This is a genomic window from Acinetobacter lwoffii, assembly GCF_049367455.1.
In the GTDB taxonomy this organism is placed as follows: domain Bacteria; phylum Pseudomonadota; class Gammaproteobacteria; order Pseudomonadales; family Moraxellaceae; genus Acinetobacter; species Acinetobacter lwoffii_W.
Map to the genome: position 1 here is coordinate 1,767,628 of NZ_JBMPXW010000001.1, position 18,018 is coordinate 1,785,645.

At 46.7% G+C, this 18,018-nt stretch carries 14 protein-coding genes; 3 read left to right on the top strand and 11 right to left on the bottom strand.

Translation table 11 applies throughout. The features are described 5' to 3' along the window. Positions 1-25 precede the first annotated feature (25 nt). The 3 genes from nusA to ACO1B7_RS08370 are packed head-to-tail and all read left to right on the top strand — an operon-like array spanning position 26 to position 4,633. Positions 26-1,510, top strand: coding sequence for a transcription termination factor NusA (gene nusA, locus ACO1B7_RS08360; protein ID WP_423090038.1), 1,485 nt, complete (start codon positions 26-28; stop codon positions 1,508-1,510). 10 nt (positions 1,511-1,520) lie between these two features. Beyond that, positions 1,521-4,229, top strand: coding sequence for a translation initiation factor IF-2 (gene infB, locus ACO1B7_RS08365; RefSeq protein ID WP_004281106.1), 2,709 nt, complete (start codon positions 1,521-1,523; stop codon positions 4,227-4,229). Next, complete coding sequence (locus ACO1B7_RS08370; RefSeq protein WP_004281108.1) at positions 4,229-4,633, top strand: ribosome-binding factor A; 405 nt, start codon at positions 4,229-4,231, stop codon at positions 4,631-4,633. The genes infB and ACO1B7_RS08370 overlap by 1 nt, the downstream gene beginning before the upstream one ends. An 87-nt stretch (positions 4,634-4,720) precedes the next feature. On the opposite strand, the gene ACO1B7_RS08375 is transcribed toward ACO1B7_RS08370, so the two are convergent. From ACO1B7_RS08375 to ACO1B7_RS08425, 11 genes are all read right to left on the bottom strand, one after another. Next, complete coding sequence (locus ACO1B7_RS08375; RefSeq protein ID WP_004281110.1) at positions 4,721-5,122, bottom strand: Na+/H+ antiporter subunit G; 402 nt, start codon at positions 5,120-5,122, stop codon at positions 4,721-4,723. Positions 5,123-5,132: 10 nt separating this feature from the next. After that, a complete protein-coding gene (locus ACO1B7_RS08380; RefSeq protein ID WP_004281111.1) occupies positions 5,133-5,408 on the bottom strand; it encodes a monovalent cation/H+ antiporter subunit F in 276 nt (91 codons plus the stop codon). Continuing rightward, positions 5,405-5,923 (bottom strand): Na+/H+ antiporter subunit E, encoded by a 519-nt coding sequence (locus ACO1B7_RS08385; RefSeq protein ID WP_004281112.1) that lies wholly within the window; start codon positions 5,921-5,923, stop codon positions 5,405-5,407. The genes ACO1B7_RS08380 and ACO1B7_RS08385 overlap by 4 nt, the downstream gene beginning before the upstream one ends. After that, the gene (locus ACO1B7_RS08390) at positions 5,923-7,731 is read right to left on the bottom strand and encodes a monovalent cation/H+ antiporter subunit D (protein WP_423090039.1); all 1,809 of its coding nucleotides are present in this window, start codon (positions 7,729-7,731) and stop codon (positions 5,923-5,925) included. Before ACO1B7_RS08390 ends, ACO1B7_RS08385 begins: the two co-directional genes overlap by 1 nt. Next, complete coding sequence (locus ACO1B7_RS08395) at positions 7,731-8,096, bottom strand: Na+/H+ antiporter subunit C (RefSeq protein WP_004281114.1); 366 nt, start codon at positions 8,094-8,096, stop codon at positions 7,731-7,733. The genes ACO1B7_RS08390 and ACO1B7_RS08395 overlap by 1 nt, the downstream gene beginning before the upstream one ends. 4 nt (positions 8,097-8,100) lie before the next feature. Then, on the bottom strand, positions 8,101-10,938 hold the full coding sequence (locus ACO1B7_RS08400) for a monovalent cation/H+ antiporter subunit A (protein ID WP_423090307.1): 2,838 nt from the start codon (positions 10,936-10,938) through the stop codon (positions 8,101-8,103). A 436-nt stretch (positions 10,939-11,374) separates the two neighbouring features. Then, a complete protein-coding gene (locus ACO1B7_RS08405) occupies positions 11,375-12,757 on the bottom strand; it encodes an ATP-binding protein (RefSeq protein WP_423090040.1) in 1,383 nt (460 codons plus the stop codon). 41 nt (positions 12,758-12,798) lie between these two features. Further along, positions 12,799-14,301, bottom strand: coding sequence for a UvrD-helicase domain-containing protein (locus ACO1B7_RS08410; protein WP_004281118.1), 1,503 nt, complete (start codon positions 14,299-14,301; stop codon positions 12,799-12,801). Positions 14,302-14,316: 15 nt separating this feature from the next. Beyond that, positions 14,317-15,099 carry a bifunctional phosphoribosyl-AMP cyclohydrolase/phosphoribosyl-ATP diphosphatase HisIE gene (hisIE, locus tag ACO1B7_RS08415; protein WP_004644932.1) on the bottom strand — a complete coding sequence of 261 codons (783 nt, stop codon included), beginning with the start codon at positions 15,097-15,099 and terminating at the stop codon, positions 14,317-14,319. Positions 15,100-15,324: 225 nt separating this feature from the next. Then, positions 15,325-16,212: an SDR family NAD(P)-dependent oxidoreductase gene (locus tag ACO1B7_RS08420; RefSeq protein WP_044108999.1), complete on the bottom strand. Its 888-nt coding sequence runs from the start codon at positions 16,210-16,212 to the stop codon at positions 15,325-15,327. 296 nt (positions 16,213-16,508) lie between these two features. After that, positions 16,509-17,786, bottom strand: coding sequence for an O-acetylhomoserine aminocarboxypropyltransferase/cysteine synthase family protein (locus ACO1B7_RS08425; RefSeq protein WP_044109001.1), 1,278 nt, complete (start codon positions 17,784-17,786; stop codon positions 16,509-16,511). Positions 17,787-18,018: the final 232 nt, after the last annotated feature.

Below are 18,018 nucleotides of genomic sequence, written 5' to 3' on the forward strand. Positions count from 1 at the left end.
TAAAAATTTAACGAATAGGTGACGTATGGCACGTGAAATTCTGACCGTCGTTGAAACGGTTAGTAACGAAAAAGGTGTACCTCGTGAAGCGATCTTTGAAGCGCTTGAGCAAGCTTTAGTTGCTGCGACAAAGAAAAAATTCTACGAAGGAACACATTCGGAAGAAGCACGTTTACGTGTGGAAATCGATCGTAAAACAGGTGACTATCGTACTTTCCGTCAGTGGGAAGTGGTTGCAGACGAAGACCATGAAATGCCAGCTTGTCAGGATGCCATCTCTGATGTTGATCCGGCAAAATGGTCGATTGGCGACATTCGTGAGCTTGAAGTTGAATCGATTGACTTCGGTCGTATTGCAGCGCAAATTGCCAAGCAAGTGATCGTACAGAAGATCCGTGAAGCAGAACGTGCACTCGTAGCCGATGCTTACGAATCTAAAGTCGGCGAGCTGATCTACGGTGAAGTGAAAAAACAAACCAAAGACGGCTTTATCATTGACCTAGGTGACAATGCTGAAGCGTATCTTGCTCGCGAAGAAATGATTCCGAAAGAAATCCTTCGTCCGAAGCAACGCGTGAATGCGATTCTATTCAATGTCAACCGTGAAGGTCGTGGTGCGCAGTTACAACTGTCACGTGCTAAACCGGATATGCTGATTGCATTGATGAAGAAAGAAATCCCTGAGATTTCTGAAGAAATTATTGAAATTAAAGCGGCGGCTCGCCAACCAGGCGTTCGTGCTAAAATTGCAGTGAAAACCAATGACCACCGTATTGACCCGGTGGGTGCTTGTATTGGTATGCGTGGTACCCGTATTCAAGCTGTACAGCAAGAGCTCAATGGCGAGCGTATTGATGTGGTAGTTTGGTCGGATGATCCTGCGCAATATATCGCAAGTGCATTGGAACCAGCAGATGTATCGAGTATTGTCATCGATGAAGATGCACGTACTGCAGATATCATTTTCGCAACCAGCGATCAGTTGGCACGTGCGATTGGTTCACAAGGTCAGAACGTTCGTCTGGCATCTGAATTGACTGGCTACAAGCTGGACATGATGCTGGAAGAGGAATACTACGCCCGTCAACAAAACGAAGCGCAACAATATTTAGACATGTTTGTTACCCGTCTGGATATCGCGGAAGATTTGGCGATGGCATTGGTAGAAATGGGCTTCACCTCGCTTGAAGAAATTGCTTATGTTCCTGCAGAAACGTTTGATGAAATCGAACTGGATGCGGAACTGGTTGAACTACTGCAAAGCCGTGCGAAAGAAATTGCACTTGCTGATGCATTACAACAGCAAGAGAACATACAAGCGCCAAGTGAAGAACTTGTTGCAATGGAAGGCATGACAGTAGAGATCGCGCAAGCGCTAGTAGCTCGTGGTGTGGTAACAGTGGATGATTTAGCAGATCAGGCGACTGACGATATCGAAGATATTGAAGGTTTGGGTGCTGAGAAAGCAGGTCAACTCATTATGAAAGCGCGCGAATCATGGTTTAACTAGGAGGTAGTATATGACGGACAAGTCGATTAAAGAGTTAGCCCTCAATGTGGGTAGTCCAGTTGAGAAGCTCCTAGAGCAGGTTCGTGAGGCAGGTTTACCACAGCGTAAAGCTGACGATATTATTACCACCGAACAACAAGATAGCTTGATGAGCCATGTGAAAAAGTCACAGGGTTCAGAAAGCCAAGCAGGGCAAATCACGTTGAAACGTAAAACGACTAGTACGGCTAAAGTAGCCAGTACTTCAGGTAAGGCGAAAACGATTAATGTAGAAGTTCGCAAGAAGCATACATTTGTTAAGCCGGATCCAGAGCAGATCAAAGCAGAAGCATTGGCGAAAGCCAAGGCTGAGCAACAGGCCAAAGCTGCGCCTGAGCAGAATACAGCACAAGCTGCTTCTGCTGAAGCTCCAAAAACTGGCGTAAATAACGCGAATAAAGCTCTAGAAGCGATGCGTGCTGCTGCAAAGCAAACCAGCGACAAGCAAGAAGTTTCTAAAGCTGCAGTTGTGGTAAAACGCAAATCAACCAACAAGCCGATTGTGAAGCAAGTTGTTAAACCAACTGAAACCGCTGAACAGAAAAAGGCACGTGAAGCAGAAGCAGCAAAATTAAAAGCTGTTGAAGAAGCAGCACGTCGTAAAGCGGCTGAAGAAGCGCAGCAACGTACGCTTGAACAAATGCGTCAAATGGCGTCTAAGTACACCGCGGAAGATACTGCTGCAACGATTCGTGTTGTTGATGATTCTCCTCTGGCTGCCGGTCTTGTTGGTCAGGCATATGAAGACTCATTTGCGAAAGAAGACCGCGAAATCAAACGTGGTACGAATACGCCGAGCGCGCGTGCACCGAAAAAAGGTGGTCGTCGTGGTCAGGAAGAGCAAAGCTTCAGCAAACAGCCTAAGCGCGGTTTAAAAACCAGTCAAGGCAACAAGCACGGCTTCGAAAAACCTGTGAAAAAACAGGTTTACGATGTTGAAATCGGTGAAACGATTGTCGTTGCTGACTTAGCTGCGAAAATGGCAGTTAAGGTTCGTGAAGTGATTAAATCACTCATGAAAATGGGTGAATTGGTTACTCAGAACCAGGCGATTGATCAAGAAATTGCTGCACTTGTTGTGGAAGAAATGGGCCATAATCCGGTACTGGTTTCTGATACACAAGCTGAAGATAACTTGCTTGAAGCAGCTGAAGAAGCACGTGGTGCGCAATCTACGCGTGCGCCTGTTGTTACCATTATGGGTCACGTTGACCATGGTAAAACATCGCTGCTTGACCGTATTCGTCGTGCAAAAGTGGCTGCTGGCGAAGCGGGCGGTATCACACAGCATATCGGTGCTTACCATGTAACTACTGATAAAGGTATGATTACATTCCTTGATACTCCGGGACACGCAGCATTTACTGCAATGCGTTCACGTGGTGCGAAAGCAACAGATATCGTGGTTCTGGTTGTTGCAGCAGATGATGGTGTAATGCCACAAACTGCAGAAGCAATTGACCATGCACGTGCTGCAGGTACACCAATCATTGTTGCAATCAACAAGATGGATAAAGAATCTGCTGATCCAGATCGCGTATTGAATGAATTGACTGTGAAAGAAATCGTGCCAGAACAATGGGGTGGTGACGTTCCAGTGGCAATGGTTTCTGCACATACTGGTCAAGGCATTGATGAACTTCTTGATATTATTTCGATTCAAGCTGAACTTCTAGAGCTTAAGGCATCTGAAGAAGGTGCTGCACAAGGTGTCGTAATTGAAGCACGCGTAGATAACAGCCGTGGTGCAGTAACATCTATTCTGGTTCAAAACGGTACATTGAAAGTAGGTGATCTTGTTCTTGCCGGTTCATCTTATGGTCGCGTTCGTGCGATGACGGATGAAAATGGTCAGCGTATCAAATCTGCAGGTCCTTCGATTCCAGTGGAAATTCTGGGTCTTCCAGAAGCGCCAATGGCAGGTGACGAAGTTCTTGTGGTCAGCGATGAGAAGAAAGCACGTGAAGTTGCCGATGCGCGTATGGATCGTGAACGTCAAAAACGTCTTGAGCGTCAATCTGCAATGCGTCTTGAAAACATCATGGCGTCTATGGGCAAGAAAGATGTGCCTATCGTAAATGTTGTGTTGAAAACTGACGTACGCGGTACCTTGGAAGCCTTGCATGTAGCACTTGCTGAGCTTGCGACTGATGAAGTTAAAGTACGTATCATCGGTTCTGGTGTAGGTGCGATCACTGAGTCTGACGTGACACTGGCTGAATCTTCAGAAGCAGTTCTACTCGGCTTTAACGTACGTGCGGACAACGCTGCGCGTCAAAAAGCAGATGCAGACAGTATCGACATTCGTTACTACTCAATCATCTATCAATTGATTGATGATGTGAAAGCAGCAATGAGCGGTAAGCTTGCACCAGAACATCGTGAAACGATTCTGGGTGTTGCACAAGTACGTGAAGTATTCCACTCAAGTAAGTTTGGTGCGGCTGCGGGCTGTATGGTACTTGAAGGCGTATTGCATCGTAACAAACCGATTCGCGTATTACGTGATGATGTGGTTGTGTTCCAGGGCGAGCTTGAATCTCTTCGTCGCTACAAAGAAGTGGTTGAAGAAGTTCGTGCCGGTATGGAATGTGGTCTTGCGGTGAAAGGCTATAAAGACATCAAAGCACTTGATAAGATCGAAGTGTACGATGTTCAACTGATTAAACGGAGTCTTTAATGGCGGGTAGTCAACGTCTGAAGCGTATGGCGGATACAGTACAACGCGAGTTGTCAGAACTGATCCGTCAGGAGCTGAAAGATCCACGCTTAGGTGGTCTCGTGACCATCTCTGCGGTGAAGGTGAGCCCAGACCTGGGATATGCGGAAGTTTATGTCACTGTGATGGGACGTGAACTTGGCGATGAGCAAAGCCAAGAAGCCAATAAAGAAACTTTGGATGTGTTGAACAAAGCATCTGGTTTCTTGCGCCATGAGCTGAGTCGTCGTATCAAAACCCGTATTACGCCTCGTCTACGTTTCCATTATGATAAGACCAATGCATATGGTAACTATATGTTTGGTCTGATCGCTGAAGCAGTGAAGGACTTACCTGAAGCTGAAGCAAAAAAAGATGATGAATAAGTCTTAGGACTAAAAAAGCTACCTTCGGGTGGCTTTTTTTATCTCTAGATTTTTTTAGATTTAAAAGAACTTGAATTGCTTGCTCAATTAATCGAAATCATCATTACGATTGATTTTCTTTTCATAAAAGGTACGACGGCGTGAGCGCTGCCAAGGCAGAGGGCGTTCCAGCGTTTCCGGAACCTCGCCACTCAAAGAGCGTAAACGCAAATGTAATGCAGCCTGTGCCATCAGATTGGCAGATACCGGTGCGGTAATGAAGGCGAACAGGGTGATGAGCACTTCAGCAAAACCGAAACGGCCATATATGGCCGAGAACAGAATTGAGGCCATCAAAAAGCTGCCCAGGCCCAAAGTACTGGATTTGGTCGGGGCGTGCAGACGCATAAACAGATCGGGCAGACGGACCATACCGATCCCGCCGACCAACATAAAGAAAGCACCAATCAATAAAAAAATCGACACCAGTATTTCTAAAATTAAGGACATTTAAAAACTCCTAGTCGATCACATGGCCAGTGGTGAAATAACGTGCCAAGGCTGTAGTCGAAACAAAGCCAAGCATCGCAACCAGTAAGGCCCCTTCAAACAGGAAGCTGCTACTCCAGTAAATCCCTAAAATGACAATCAGACAGGTGGCATTCAGGAACAGGGTGTCGAGTGCCAACAGACGATCCACGATAGAAGGGCCAGTGATGAGTCGGATCAGGCAGAGTAACATCGAGACAGTGATAGCACCTAGGCAAATCATTAATGCATAAGGCAGAATAGTCATGCTTTTTCTCCTGTCTGTGCGCTGAAAATTTCAATCAGAGGCTGTTCGTAGCGCTGTTTGATTGTTTCGATTTCTGCTGCTTCATCCTCTGTGCTTAAGGCATGAACCAGAATATCACCACGATCCTGATCAATGCCTGCAGATACTGTACCGGGCGTTGTGGTAATGATCATTGCCAGCAAGGCATTGACTTCCTCATGCTCGGTTTCCAAAGGCACGCGAAACCATTTTGGATGCAGGTTCTTGGTTGGACCAAGTACCAGTTTTGCGACTTTAATATTGGCTACTACAATATCCCAAACCACGACAAAGAAAAGGCGCACGGCAGGAGCCCACTGGATATTCGGGGTATAGTCAATAAAAGGTGCAACCATTTTCGGAATGACAATCGCCAGAACCAGCGCGAAAAGCAATGTTCCAGCTTCCAGATTATGTGCCAGTAGAATCCAGCTTAGCCCAACGATCACAGAAACTAGCGGATGCGGGAACCAACGTTGCAGGAATGATACAGCCATTAAGGTCCCTCCACCGGTTTAAGTTGATTATCATCATATCTGTTTTGTTCAACATACTGCTGATCAATCTGGCGTTGCTTGAATTCAGAAATATTTTCACCTTCCAGAGTGGCTTCCGAAATCGTATAAGGAACCAGATGTGCATTCGGATCGACTGTCTCACCACCGTACTTGGTTTCAGGTAAATAGCTTGGATCAAAAGGTTGCACACTAATAAACTGGCCTTCTGCATCGCGTTTTAACAAGGCAGCTTCATAAACCGGATTATTTTTAATCTGTTCCGCAGTCTGATAATTATATTGATAGATCGGTCCGGCAAACACCACATAGGCAGTCAGGCCAGCAAGCAATAGATAGATTACACGATCATTACGTGCCGGTGCCTTACTTGGTAAAGCTTCATATTTGTGAAAATCTTCAGAATTAAGGTCATCCTCAGGTCTGGTCGAACGCCAGAACAGCACGAAACCAACCCTGGTAAAGGCCAGAATACTGAGGAAGCTTACCAATAAAATGGTCAGGATAATAATCATCTGATAGTCTGAATTGGCAGAAGCCTGCAAAATAAAGACTTTACCGAAGAAACCACTAAACGGTGGCAGGCCTGCCATCATCAAGGCAATGATGAAATAGACAATCGAAACCAGCTTGTTCTGTTTCATCAGTGGCGCGATTTTAAAATGATCCTTAAATTCGCCGCGCTGTGAGGTAATCCAGCCTGACAGGATATAAAAGGCTGCGCCAATCAGGGTACTGTGCACCATATAATACAATGCACCGGCCCAGGCTGCAGTCGTATTCATACCGATTGCTACCAGAATTGTTCCGACTGAAGACAGCACCATAAAGCCGATAAAACGGCGCAGACGTTCTGTGCTGATTGCACAAATCACGCCATAAACCGACGTAATCAGACCAATCACCAGCAGGCAATTCATCAGAATCTGGTGGCTGTATTCATCATCAAAAACAGTTCCATTAATCCGTAAAATTGCATACACCCCGACTTTGGTCATAATGGTAAAGAGTGCTGCCACAGGTGTGGTGGCTACGGCATAGGTTTTGGGTAACCAGAAGCCGAGCGGTAACATCGCTGCTTTAATTCCAAACACGACAAACAGCATTAATCCACCAGCAACCGCCAGCTTGTGCTGATCTTCAGCGAGGGTAGGCATCAAGCGGGCCACATCTGCCATATTCAGACTGCCGACACTGCCATAAATCATCCCGAGTCCAATCAGGAACAGGGCAGAAGCAAACAGGTTGATGGTGACGTAATGGATTCCCAGCTGGAAACGGGCCTTGCCTTGTCCATGTAGCAGTAGTACATAGGATGCCATCAACAATATTTCAAAAAACACGAACAGGTTAAACAGGTCACCGGTCAGGAAGGCACCGGTCAAACCCATGAGCAGGAAATGCACCATGGCATGGAAATAACGCCCACGCATATCCCATTCTTTACTGGCATACCAGAGCACCGGCACTGCAAGGGCATAGGTCAAAACCAGCATCATCGCAGAGAGCTGATCGAGAACCAGTACAATACCAAAAGGTGCGACCCATTCGCCCAGCGTATAAACATTGATCTGACCCTGACTACTGTCTACTAAATAGCTGACAGCAATGATCAGGCCCAAGATACTCGAGACATAGCTGATACCCCGACGCCAGGGCTGACGCCAGTCCGTCGCCAGAGAGCCTGAACCCGGGTTGCCTAAAAGAACCAGGACAAAAGCGGTAAAGGCCGGTAAAAGAATACTGAAAATAGGGGTATGTTGATTCCAGAAATTGAGAAGATCAGTCATTAAGGCTCATCCTCGCGCGGGTCAAGATTTGGTATTTCTTCTTTGGAGTCAACGTGGTCTGTTCCTGATTCGTAGCGGCTACGCAATGCCAGTTGGACAATAAAGGCAGTGGTGGCAAAGCCAATCACGATGGCTGTCAGCACCAGTGCCTGAGGAAGGGGATCGGTCACTTTCGAGGCTTCAGTCAATACTGCAGGCGAATTCATCTGAATTCGGCCCATGGCAAATAAAAACAGGTTGACTGCATAACCAATCATGGCGAGACCCAACACTACCGGGAAGGTACGGGCACGTAGGATCAGATAAATGCCTGTGGCCGTCAGCAGGCCAATCGCAGAGGCTAATAAAAATTCTAAACTGATCATTCTATTATCCTCTTGGTACAGGGCCAGTCATGCTTGAGTGACGTGAATCGCCCAAGACTGAAATCATCAGCATCGTTGCACCCACAACAGTGACATAGACGCCAACATCAAACAGCGCAGCCGAAGCCAAATGCATTTCTCCAATCATTGGCGGAGAGACATAAATATGTGCACTGGTCAGGAATGGACGTGACCAGAACCAGGCTGCGATTCCAGTCAATCCTGCAATCGTTAAGCCGATCCCGATCCAGATTTCATACAGGCGACCGGATTTGGCGCCAAGCAACTGTTCGGTTTTGTCCTGTCCCACTGCAATATATTGAATAATAAGTGCCAGTGAAGTCACTAGTCCGGCAATAAAACCACCGCCCGGCAGGTTATGGCCACGCAAAAAGATATACAGGCTGACCACCAGCGCGACCGGCAAAATCCAGGATGCGGTAATACGCAACATCAGCGGGGATGGGTTAAAACGATAGGTCAGGCCCTGAGTCATGGTGGTACCATGCGCACGCATGCCATCCATCAGGCTCAGAACACCAATCGCCGCAATGCCGAGTACAGTAATTTCGCCGAAGGTATCGAAACCACGGAAATCGACCAGAATCACATTCACCACATTGGTGCCGCCGCCCAGAGGAATGGACTGTTGCAGGAAGAACCATGAAATGGAATTGTGATCACGGGTCATGATCAGCCAGGCAATTGCCGCAATCCCGAGACCGCCGCCCAAGGCAATAATGGCATCACGCCAGCGACGGGTCGGACTCGATTCATACGGTGTTAACTGAGGCAGTAAAGATAAACTCATCAGGAGCAGAACCGTGGTGACCACATCGACCGTAATCTGGGTCAATGCCAGATCGGGCGCCGAGAAGCCGATAAAGACCATGGTGACGACCAGGCCGACTGCACCGCTAATGAGTACCGCTTTAATCCGCTCATGATGGAACCACAACAGCATCCAGCAGGAAGAGAACAGCAGTAACCACAGGATAATCGCCAGGGCAGGAGCATGGGTCAGCTCGCGCGTACCTGTACCCACCGCATTGCTGAGTAATGGGAGCCCCACCAGCCCGACGGTAAAAATTACAATCCACAATAAATAGCTTTGTAATTTGCCATTTTCAGTGGAACGGCGGAAACGACGTGAATTCAGCAGCAAATTTTTCAAAAACAGGTCGAACAGCACTCGGCCCTGTAAGCGGCCCAGTTTTGGATCCAGGTCGATTTCACGTAAGGCGCCACCTTTGGCGAGAGAAAAGTAAAAGATTATTCCGCCGAGCAGAGAAATCACACTCATCAGAAGGGGCAGGTTGAAACCATGCCAAAGCGCCAGATGAGTGCCTTCAAAGGCAAAATTCTGGGTGGTGGCTTGAGTAGTGCTGTTGACAATTTTTTCCACCAGAAGAGCCGGTAATAGACCGACTAAAATACATAAAATTGCTAACAAAGTGGCCGGTGCGCGCATACCAAAGGCAGGTTCATGTGCATCTTTATTCGGGACCTGCTTGCCTAGCGGACCATCGAAAAAGACTCCATGCACCAGTCGAATGGAATAAGCCACCGCAAAAATCCCGGCCAGTGTCGCGACAATAGCAGAGCCGACCATAAGTGGACCACTTAAACTGGCGACCAGTTCGGTAAAGAACATTTCCTTAGACAGGAAACCATTGGTCAACGGTACACCCGCCATGGATGCTGCCGTGATCATGGTCAGCGTGGCGGTAAATGGCAGTAATTGCCATAGGCCAGACAGTTTACGTAAGTCACGAGTCCCGGATTCATGATCGATGATGCCGGCAATCATAAACAGTGCCGCTTTAAAGGTGGCATGGTTAATAATATGGAAAATCGCTGCTGCAACAGCCAATGGTGAACCAATCCCGAGCAGACACATGATCAGACCTAAATGGCTGATGGTGGAATAGGCGAGCAAGCCTTTCAGGTCTTCCTTAAAAATGGCAAAGAAGGCGGCCATGCACAGGGTAAACAGACCAACAAAGGTCACAATATTATGAAACAGTGCAGCACCGGCAAAGATCGGGAGCAAACGTGCGACCAGGAATAAACCGGCTTTGACCATGGTGGCCGAGTGCAAATAGGCAGAGACCGGTGTCGGTGCAGCCATGGCATTGGGCAACCAGAAGTGAAACGGGAACTGCGCACTTTTGGTAAAGGCGCCGAGTAAAATCAGCAACAAGGTTGGAACAAATAAATGATGGGACTGAATCTGTTCAGTCATCATCAGGATTTGATCAAGCTGATAGGTGCCGGTAATTTGACCGAGCAGGACAAAACCGCCCAGCATCGCCAGACCACCCATTCCGGTAATGGTCAGGGCCATACGTGAGCCACGTTGTGCCGCTTCGTAATTGCTCCAGTAACCTACCAGCAAGAAGGAGGAAATACTGGTCAGTTCCCAGAAAACCAATAAGATAATCAGGTTATTCGACAATGAAATTCCGAGCATCGCCGCCATAAACAGCATCAGCAGGAGATACAGTTTGCTCAGTGAATTTTTTGGATTGAGATAATAATAGGCATAAATATAAATCAGGGTGCCAATTCCGCTGATCAGCAAGGCAAACAGCAATCCCAGAGAATCCAGGCGAAAACTGAAATCAATGCCGAGCTGGGGCAGCCAGGACCAGGTCTGGGTCATCACTGCACCATCAAAGATGGCAGGCGCCTGACTCAATAATAATAAGAAACTGCTGAGGCTGACACCAATTGCCCCTAAAGCCGTTACCCCGCGCGAAAATTGCTTCAGCCACGAGACAAGGGTTGTGCCTAATACTAACGGTAACAATATAATAATCGGCAGCACACTCGTATCCATTGTCATGATTTAGGTTTTGACCAACCTAAGGTGAATCTTTATCTTTCAAGGACTACAGAACCACAAGGAGCGACCCAAACTTCTCAATCTTGAAAGCCAAAAGAATATTCAAAAAGAATATAAAACAGTTGTATTGCGCAACTTATAAACGATAGCAAATTCCGATTTTACAATGAAATTCGCAAATAAAACCGATCATATTACAGGATAACAACAACATCAACGTTTTTATGTAGAACTTATAAATTATACGCCGGCTCGGTTTTAACAGGCGCTGCATGCTTAAACAGATCATCCAGAAGTGACCGAAAATTAAGATTAAATTGCAGGCATTGATTGTAAATTTGACTCAAAATAGTTTAATCAGGGCAAAAAGAGAATGCTGAAAAGGCTTCCTTGTTTACTCAAACAGTCGCTCTTATTTTTTTGAATCTGTTTAGAGCGACTGAGGTAGCGTCGGATGATGCTCCTGAGCAAGTAAAGCGAGCAATTCTTGTTGCTGTTCCGGATTGAGCTGTTCCCGGATCATTTGCAATACTGCAAGCAGTGTGACGGGTTCGGTGACCGTTTCCAATAAAGTATCTTCGGAAGATAGGTCTTTATTTCGCTGCAATTCCAGCTCTGCGTAGATCTGATCAAACTGGGTTTTCATACTTTCAAGATGAATGGGGTGCAGCTGTTTATTTTCCAGTTTCAGACATTGAAAGCCTTGCGCCTGTTCTAGTAATTCAGGCCGGTTGCCGGTTGCAATAATCTGCAAGTTAGGAAAAGCCTGATGCAGGCGTGACAGGATTACTGCTGCCATCTCCTGATCCAGTTGATGATCAATCGCATCAATCAGTAAAACACCTGTACCTTCCTGACATGGAAATAAACTATTGGGATTCAATAGACAAAGACGCCGCACAATATCACCCACCAGCGCAATCCAGTTGCGGATACTGTTGGGCAGTTGCTGGAAGCTAAAGGTCTGTTGCTGATAGGTTACCATCAGTTGCAGCTTGGGCTGGTATTTTAAATATATCTGGCTGACTTCTGGCAGGATCAGCGACAGGGCCTGTTTTAAAGCGGTGAGATTTGGTGCATGCAGATGTGCCTGGGCTTTCTCGATCTGCCGAGCCAGTTCATCTCCGCGACTGTTTTCAGGCTGCTGCAAGGCACGCGCCAAAATCTGGTCCATAATCTTGGCACTTTGCGCATTTTCAATATCACTGATTTCACGAAACCATTCAAAAAAACGAGCAAAGGTGGTGAAAGGAATCGCAGCGATTTCATAAGCATGTGCGGACTGGAGAATGGCCGGGTTATTTTTGCTGAGCAGATTGACTTCATTGGTAAAGCGTTCAGCAGGATAATAGGCAATCAGGGGCAAACCGAGCAGGGGATCGTGCAAGCGGGCTTTGTGATACAGGCTGAGCATGCTTTCAAGCTGTGAGGTTTCTGCTTTGCTAAAACCCAGACCCTGACTGTTTAGGGTCTTGTAGATTTGCCATGAACAGCTTTGTAGGTTCGCAGGCTCAGACTGACTGGATTCTGGCAAGCTGCCCATCTCTTCAGGAAAACCAATCCGGATGTCAATTTTGGATTGCAGCCGGTTTTGCATGATGTCCTGATCTTGCATCACAAGACCGGCAGCACGGCTGTCGCGATAACGGGCTGCAAACCAGGTCAGTGCCTGATAGCTAAAACGTAAAAGCGTAGTTTTGCCAGTTCCCTGATTGCCCAGAATCAAGGTGACCGGGCATTGCGGATAATTAAACTGAAGCTGAATGTCGGAAAAATGCAGGGTATGTTTCAGTTGAAACGCTTGGATGTGCATAGATCACCTGTCCTATGAGGTTTACATCCATGCCATGCACTTTAACCGACTGCCTGCCGAAGCGACTGTGGCATTTTGATCTTCAGTTGCTGAATCAGGTCATAAATGTGATGAATATTTAAACTCACTTTAGCACGTGTACAGGCCACGTAAAGTAATCTTAATTCTTCATCACTAATTTTATGGTCTTTTTCATTCAGCTTAAACTGATAGTCATCTTCAATATGAACCCGATCCCATTCCAGACCTTTGGCCTTGTGTGCCGTGGAAATAATATAGTCGGCCTGGGCAATTGGTGTGATTTTAGCCAGAGCTTTTTTCAGCGGATCGGTGCCATGTTCGTCCACCAGTTTGACCAGTGGCTTGATGTCACTGCCTTCATTAGTTTCACAGTATTCATGGACATCATGCCAGGAGTTAAACCAGGCCAGTTCCGGCACATCAACCACACGTTTGCCCTGTTTCAGCATGGCAGCCGCATCGACAAAACGATTCAGTTTGACGTGATCGGCTTGCAGGCTGACTTTATCGCCACGAACTAAACCTGCTAATAACAGTTCCATGGCGCGGGCATTGGTCCGGCATAAAATTGCATCCCGCATTTTGGTATGCGGTTTATTCACGACTTTAGAATCTAATAGCGGATTGCCGAGTAAAGGCACAGTTTCATTTAAGGCACCTAAAATGGCATTGGCATTCAGGGCAATTTCAGGACCAAAACGAAATGAGGTGGTCAGGCGCGATTCAGGTAAGGGCAGTTGCTGCATGGCATTGACTGCGCCACGCCAGGCATAAATCTGCTGATGCGCGTCTCCGACATAAATCACCTGGGTGCTGCGCTGTTTCAGTAGAATTCCCAGCATTAAGGGATCGGCATCCTGAGCTTCATCGAATAGTACATAATCGGCCGGGATATTTGGCTCGGACAGCGCCCAGAGCTTCAGATAAATGTCATGACCGATGCCGGCCTGATGATTTGGATCAATCGACTCTAGCCAGCGTCGTTCGACTGCCGGATAAAGTTTCTTCTGTAAAGTCTCGATATCATCCGGATGCAACCAGCTCGGCGCCTGAATATGCCGTGGGGCAGGGTATTGCGAACTGGTCGAGCAGAAATAGCCGACCGCATTGGCAACCAAACTTGCCAGACGCGAAGGCATCAAGACATATTTTTCATAACGCCCACCCATCATACGGCGCATGGTCATCGGTTCAAGCCGGTATTCTTTGGCAATAAAACTTGGACTCAAGCGTGGCAAGCGCAGTTTGTCGGTGACTCCACGTGGAACACTGCGAAACGCCAGCGAGTGAAAAGTACGGCAATCGACACCCCGGTGAAACTTGGCCTGTGCTTCACTGGCAATGGCCTTGTTAAAAGCCAGATACATGCCACGTCTTTGTGGCATGGCATCACTGATCATTTGCAGGGTAGTGGTTTTACCTGTGCCCGCATAGGCAATCACCTTAAAGGATTTACCCAGACGTGCGTTATCAATGGCAGTCGCCTGCTCATAGGTCGCGGTCGGTTTTTTTAAATCAGACACAGATGAATTCAAGGCTTAATGCTGACGGTTGGCTTTTTCAACCAGGCCGGATAAGCCTTGGCGACGTGCCAGTTCATTTAATACCAATTGCACATCCAGGTCGAAATAGCCGAGCATGACGATAGTATGGAACCACAGATCTGCCACTTCATAGATCAGATCATTTTTATGGTCTGCGGAAGCATTCTGATCAAAATCTTTGGCTGCCAGCACGGTCTCAAAGCTTTCTTCACCGACTTTTTCCAGAATCTTGTTCAGGCCTTTATGGTACAACTTGGCCACATAAGATGAATCTGGATCGGCCTGTTTGCGTTCTGCCATCATCTGACCCAGATAAGACAGGACTTCGACCTGTTCAGATTGGGCGGTTGACGCTTCCATCGCCAGCGTATGCGGATTCGTGGATTTTTCGCCATAAATCGCAGAGGGATCTTTCAACTGTGCATCGACAATTTCCCAGCCATTTGGCGTGAGCTTGCGATAGAAGCATGATTCACGGCCAGTATGGCAGGCAATGCCACCATGCTGTTCAATTTGCAGCACAATCACGTCGGCATCACAGTCCAGACGGATTTCATGTACGGTTTGAAAATGTCCTGATTCTTCGCCCTTATGCCATAACTTGCTGCGTGAACGGGAGAAATACACCGCCTGATTTTTTTCGGCAGTTAAAGCCAAGGCTTCACGGTTCATCCAGGCCACCATCAATACACGTCCAGTTTGATGATGCTGGGCAATGGCAGGGACTAATCCTTGTTCGTTAAATTTTACTTCATCGAGCCATTGCGCGTTGTTCATAAGGGTTTCCATCATTTCAATCAAAATATAAAAATACGGATAGGAAATATCCGCTGATAGTGTACGTGATCTCGCAGCATTTGCGACAAAAATCTGTATCGACAGGACAGGCTGTGTCGTGTATACATCAGAATCACCGGCTTTGATCTGGATGTTTCAAGACTGAAGCATTAAAAAGCCGCCCGGTAGGCGGCCTGTATTTTCAGGAAATTATTCCAGTAAAAATTACCAGTGTTCGCCCGGGAACAGACGCGCATATGCTTTTTGTACCAGGTTCAGTTTTTGTGGTTGTCCCACAGAGGCACTTGAACTTGGGAACAGGTTATAACCAATCGACATCAACACGTTGTTAATATCTGGGGCTATTGAGTAGGTGATCGATGCCAGACGACCCAAACCGGTGGCGACTTTCTTCGGACGTTTCACGATTGCATAGGCAATCAGGTCAGCCGCCTGTTCCGGAGAAAGTGTCGGTACATATTTATAGATTTTGGTCGGTGCAATCATCGGGGTGCGTACCAAAGGCATGTAGATCGAGGTGATTGCAATTTTGTGCGAATGTACTTCTGCAGACAGACAGCGACTAAAGGCATCCAGCGCAGCTTTTGAAGCAACATAGGCCGAAAAACGGGTGGCATTGGCCAGTACGCCAATCGAACTGATGTTAATGATATGACCCGCGCGACGAATCATCATTTGCGGCAGGATATTCATGACCAGACGCACGGCGCCGAAATAGTTCAGCTGCATGGTTCGTTCAAAATCATGGAAGCGGTCGACCGATTCATGCACGGCGCGACGAATCGAACGACCCGCATTATTGATCAGAATATCAATATGATCGACTGAGGCAATGATCTGTTTGGAGACCTCATCAATCGCCTCCATATTGTTTAAATCGCATGGAAAGATTGAGGCTTTGCCGCCTTTGGCTTCAATGTCTGCTTTTACTTGTTCTAGGGTTTCTTGAGTACGGGCCACCAGTAAAACATGCGCACCTGCATCGGCCAGTTGATGTGCCGTCGTTAACCCAATACCGCTGGATGCGCCGGTGATCAGGACGGTTTTACCTGCAACAGATTTTTCCAGTTGTTTGTGTAGTCTAGTTTTCACATTTGTTATCCCTAATTTGAAGTCAGCGTTCAAATTATTTTTATTAAAGGTCTATGGCGCTCTAACAGAAGATGAGAGCGAAGGTGAGTCCAGATATGATAACCAATTCTTCAGGAAAATCTATAAATTAAACTATTGAAATTAAAATAAAAATTAGAGTAATTGCTCTATTTGTGTTCACTCTTTCATTTAACTTTTAACATGAAAATAAAAAGCAAAGCAAGTGGCTGTTTTAGAAAATAAATAAAAAAACCTCACCAAAATGATGAGGTTTCGAATCGGCTCGGGCACCGTTTTTAAACGGTCGCCAGCGCCTGTTCCAGATCGGCAATCAGGTCATCAATATGTTCAATACCAATGGAAAGACGAACCATATCTTCACTGACACCGGCAGATTTCAGTTCTTCAGCATTCAACTGACGATGCGTAGTAGTCGCCGGATGGCAGGCCAGACTTTTAGCGTCGCCGATATTGACCAGACGGGTGAACAATTGCAGGGCATCAATAAAACGTGTGCCGCCTTCGAGACCATGTTCTACCCCAAAGGTCAGAATGGCAGACGGTTTACCTTTCACATATTTTTGTGCCAAGGCATGCTGTGGATGATCTTTCAGGCCAGCGTAATTGACCCATTTCACTTTCGGATGTTTTTGCAGATATTCAGCGACTTTCAGTGCGTTTTTGGTATGACGTTCCATCCGTAGGCTTAAGGTTTCCAGACCTTGCAGAATCAAAAACACATTCTGCGGACTGATCGCAGCGCCGGTATTGCGTAGCGGCACCACACGGGCACGAGCGATATAAGCAGCTTCACCCAAAACCTCGACGTAGTTGACGCCGTGGTAGCTTGGGTCAGGCGTATTCAGGGCAGGGAAACGTTCAGGGTATTTACCCCACGGGAATTTACCGCTATCCACAATGATGCCGCCAATGGAATTGCCATGACCACCGATATATTTGGTCAGGGAATGCACTACAATATCCGCACCGAAATCGAAAGATTTTTGTAGTACTGGGGTGGCAACAGTATTGTCGACAATGACCGGCACGCCATATTCATGTGCAATTTTAGCAATGGCTTCCAGATCAATAATATTACCCAGCGGGTTACCAATCGATTCGACAAAGACCAGTTTGGTTTTTTCATCAATCAAGTCACGCAGACTTTCCGGTTGTTCATAATCAAAGAAACGGACTTCAATACCCTGTTTTGGCAGGGTATGGGCAAACAGGTTATAGGTACCGCCGTAAAGCGTTGACACAGAAGCAATGTTGTCACCGGCTTCAGCAATGGTTTGAATCGCATAAGTAATCGCAGCCATGCCAGAGGCCAAAGCCAGGGCGCCAATTCCACCTTCAAGCGCTGCAACACGTTGTTCCAGAACCGCAGTGGTCGGGTTCATAATTCGGGTATAGATATTGCCCTGAACCTTTAAATCAAAGAGATCGGCCCCATGTTGAGTATTGTCAAAGGCATAAGACGTGGTTTGGTAAATCGGTACTGCCACAGCTTTGGTGGTTGCTTCAGGGGTATAACCTGCATGAATCGCAAGGGTTTCTGCTTTATAGCTCATTCTGTTTGATCTTCTTGTTTAAGTTTATGGCTTGAGTGTAGCATTTTCACATATGAGTAAAAGTGCAATTTTATTGAAATAAATATATGAAATATTCATATATCGACCTGGATTTGAGTCATTTATTTTACTGAAAACAGTTGTTTAAAAAAACATCAGCAAGAAACTTGTAACAATGCATTGAAGTTCATGGCAATGGCTTATGTTTTCGCTGCTTTCTGCGTATAATAGC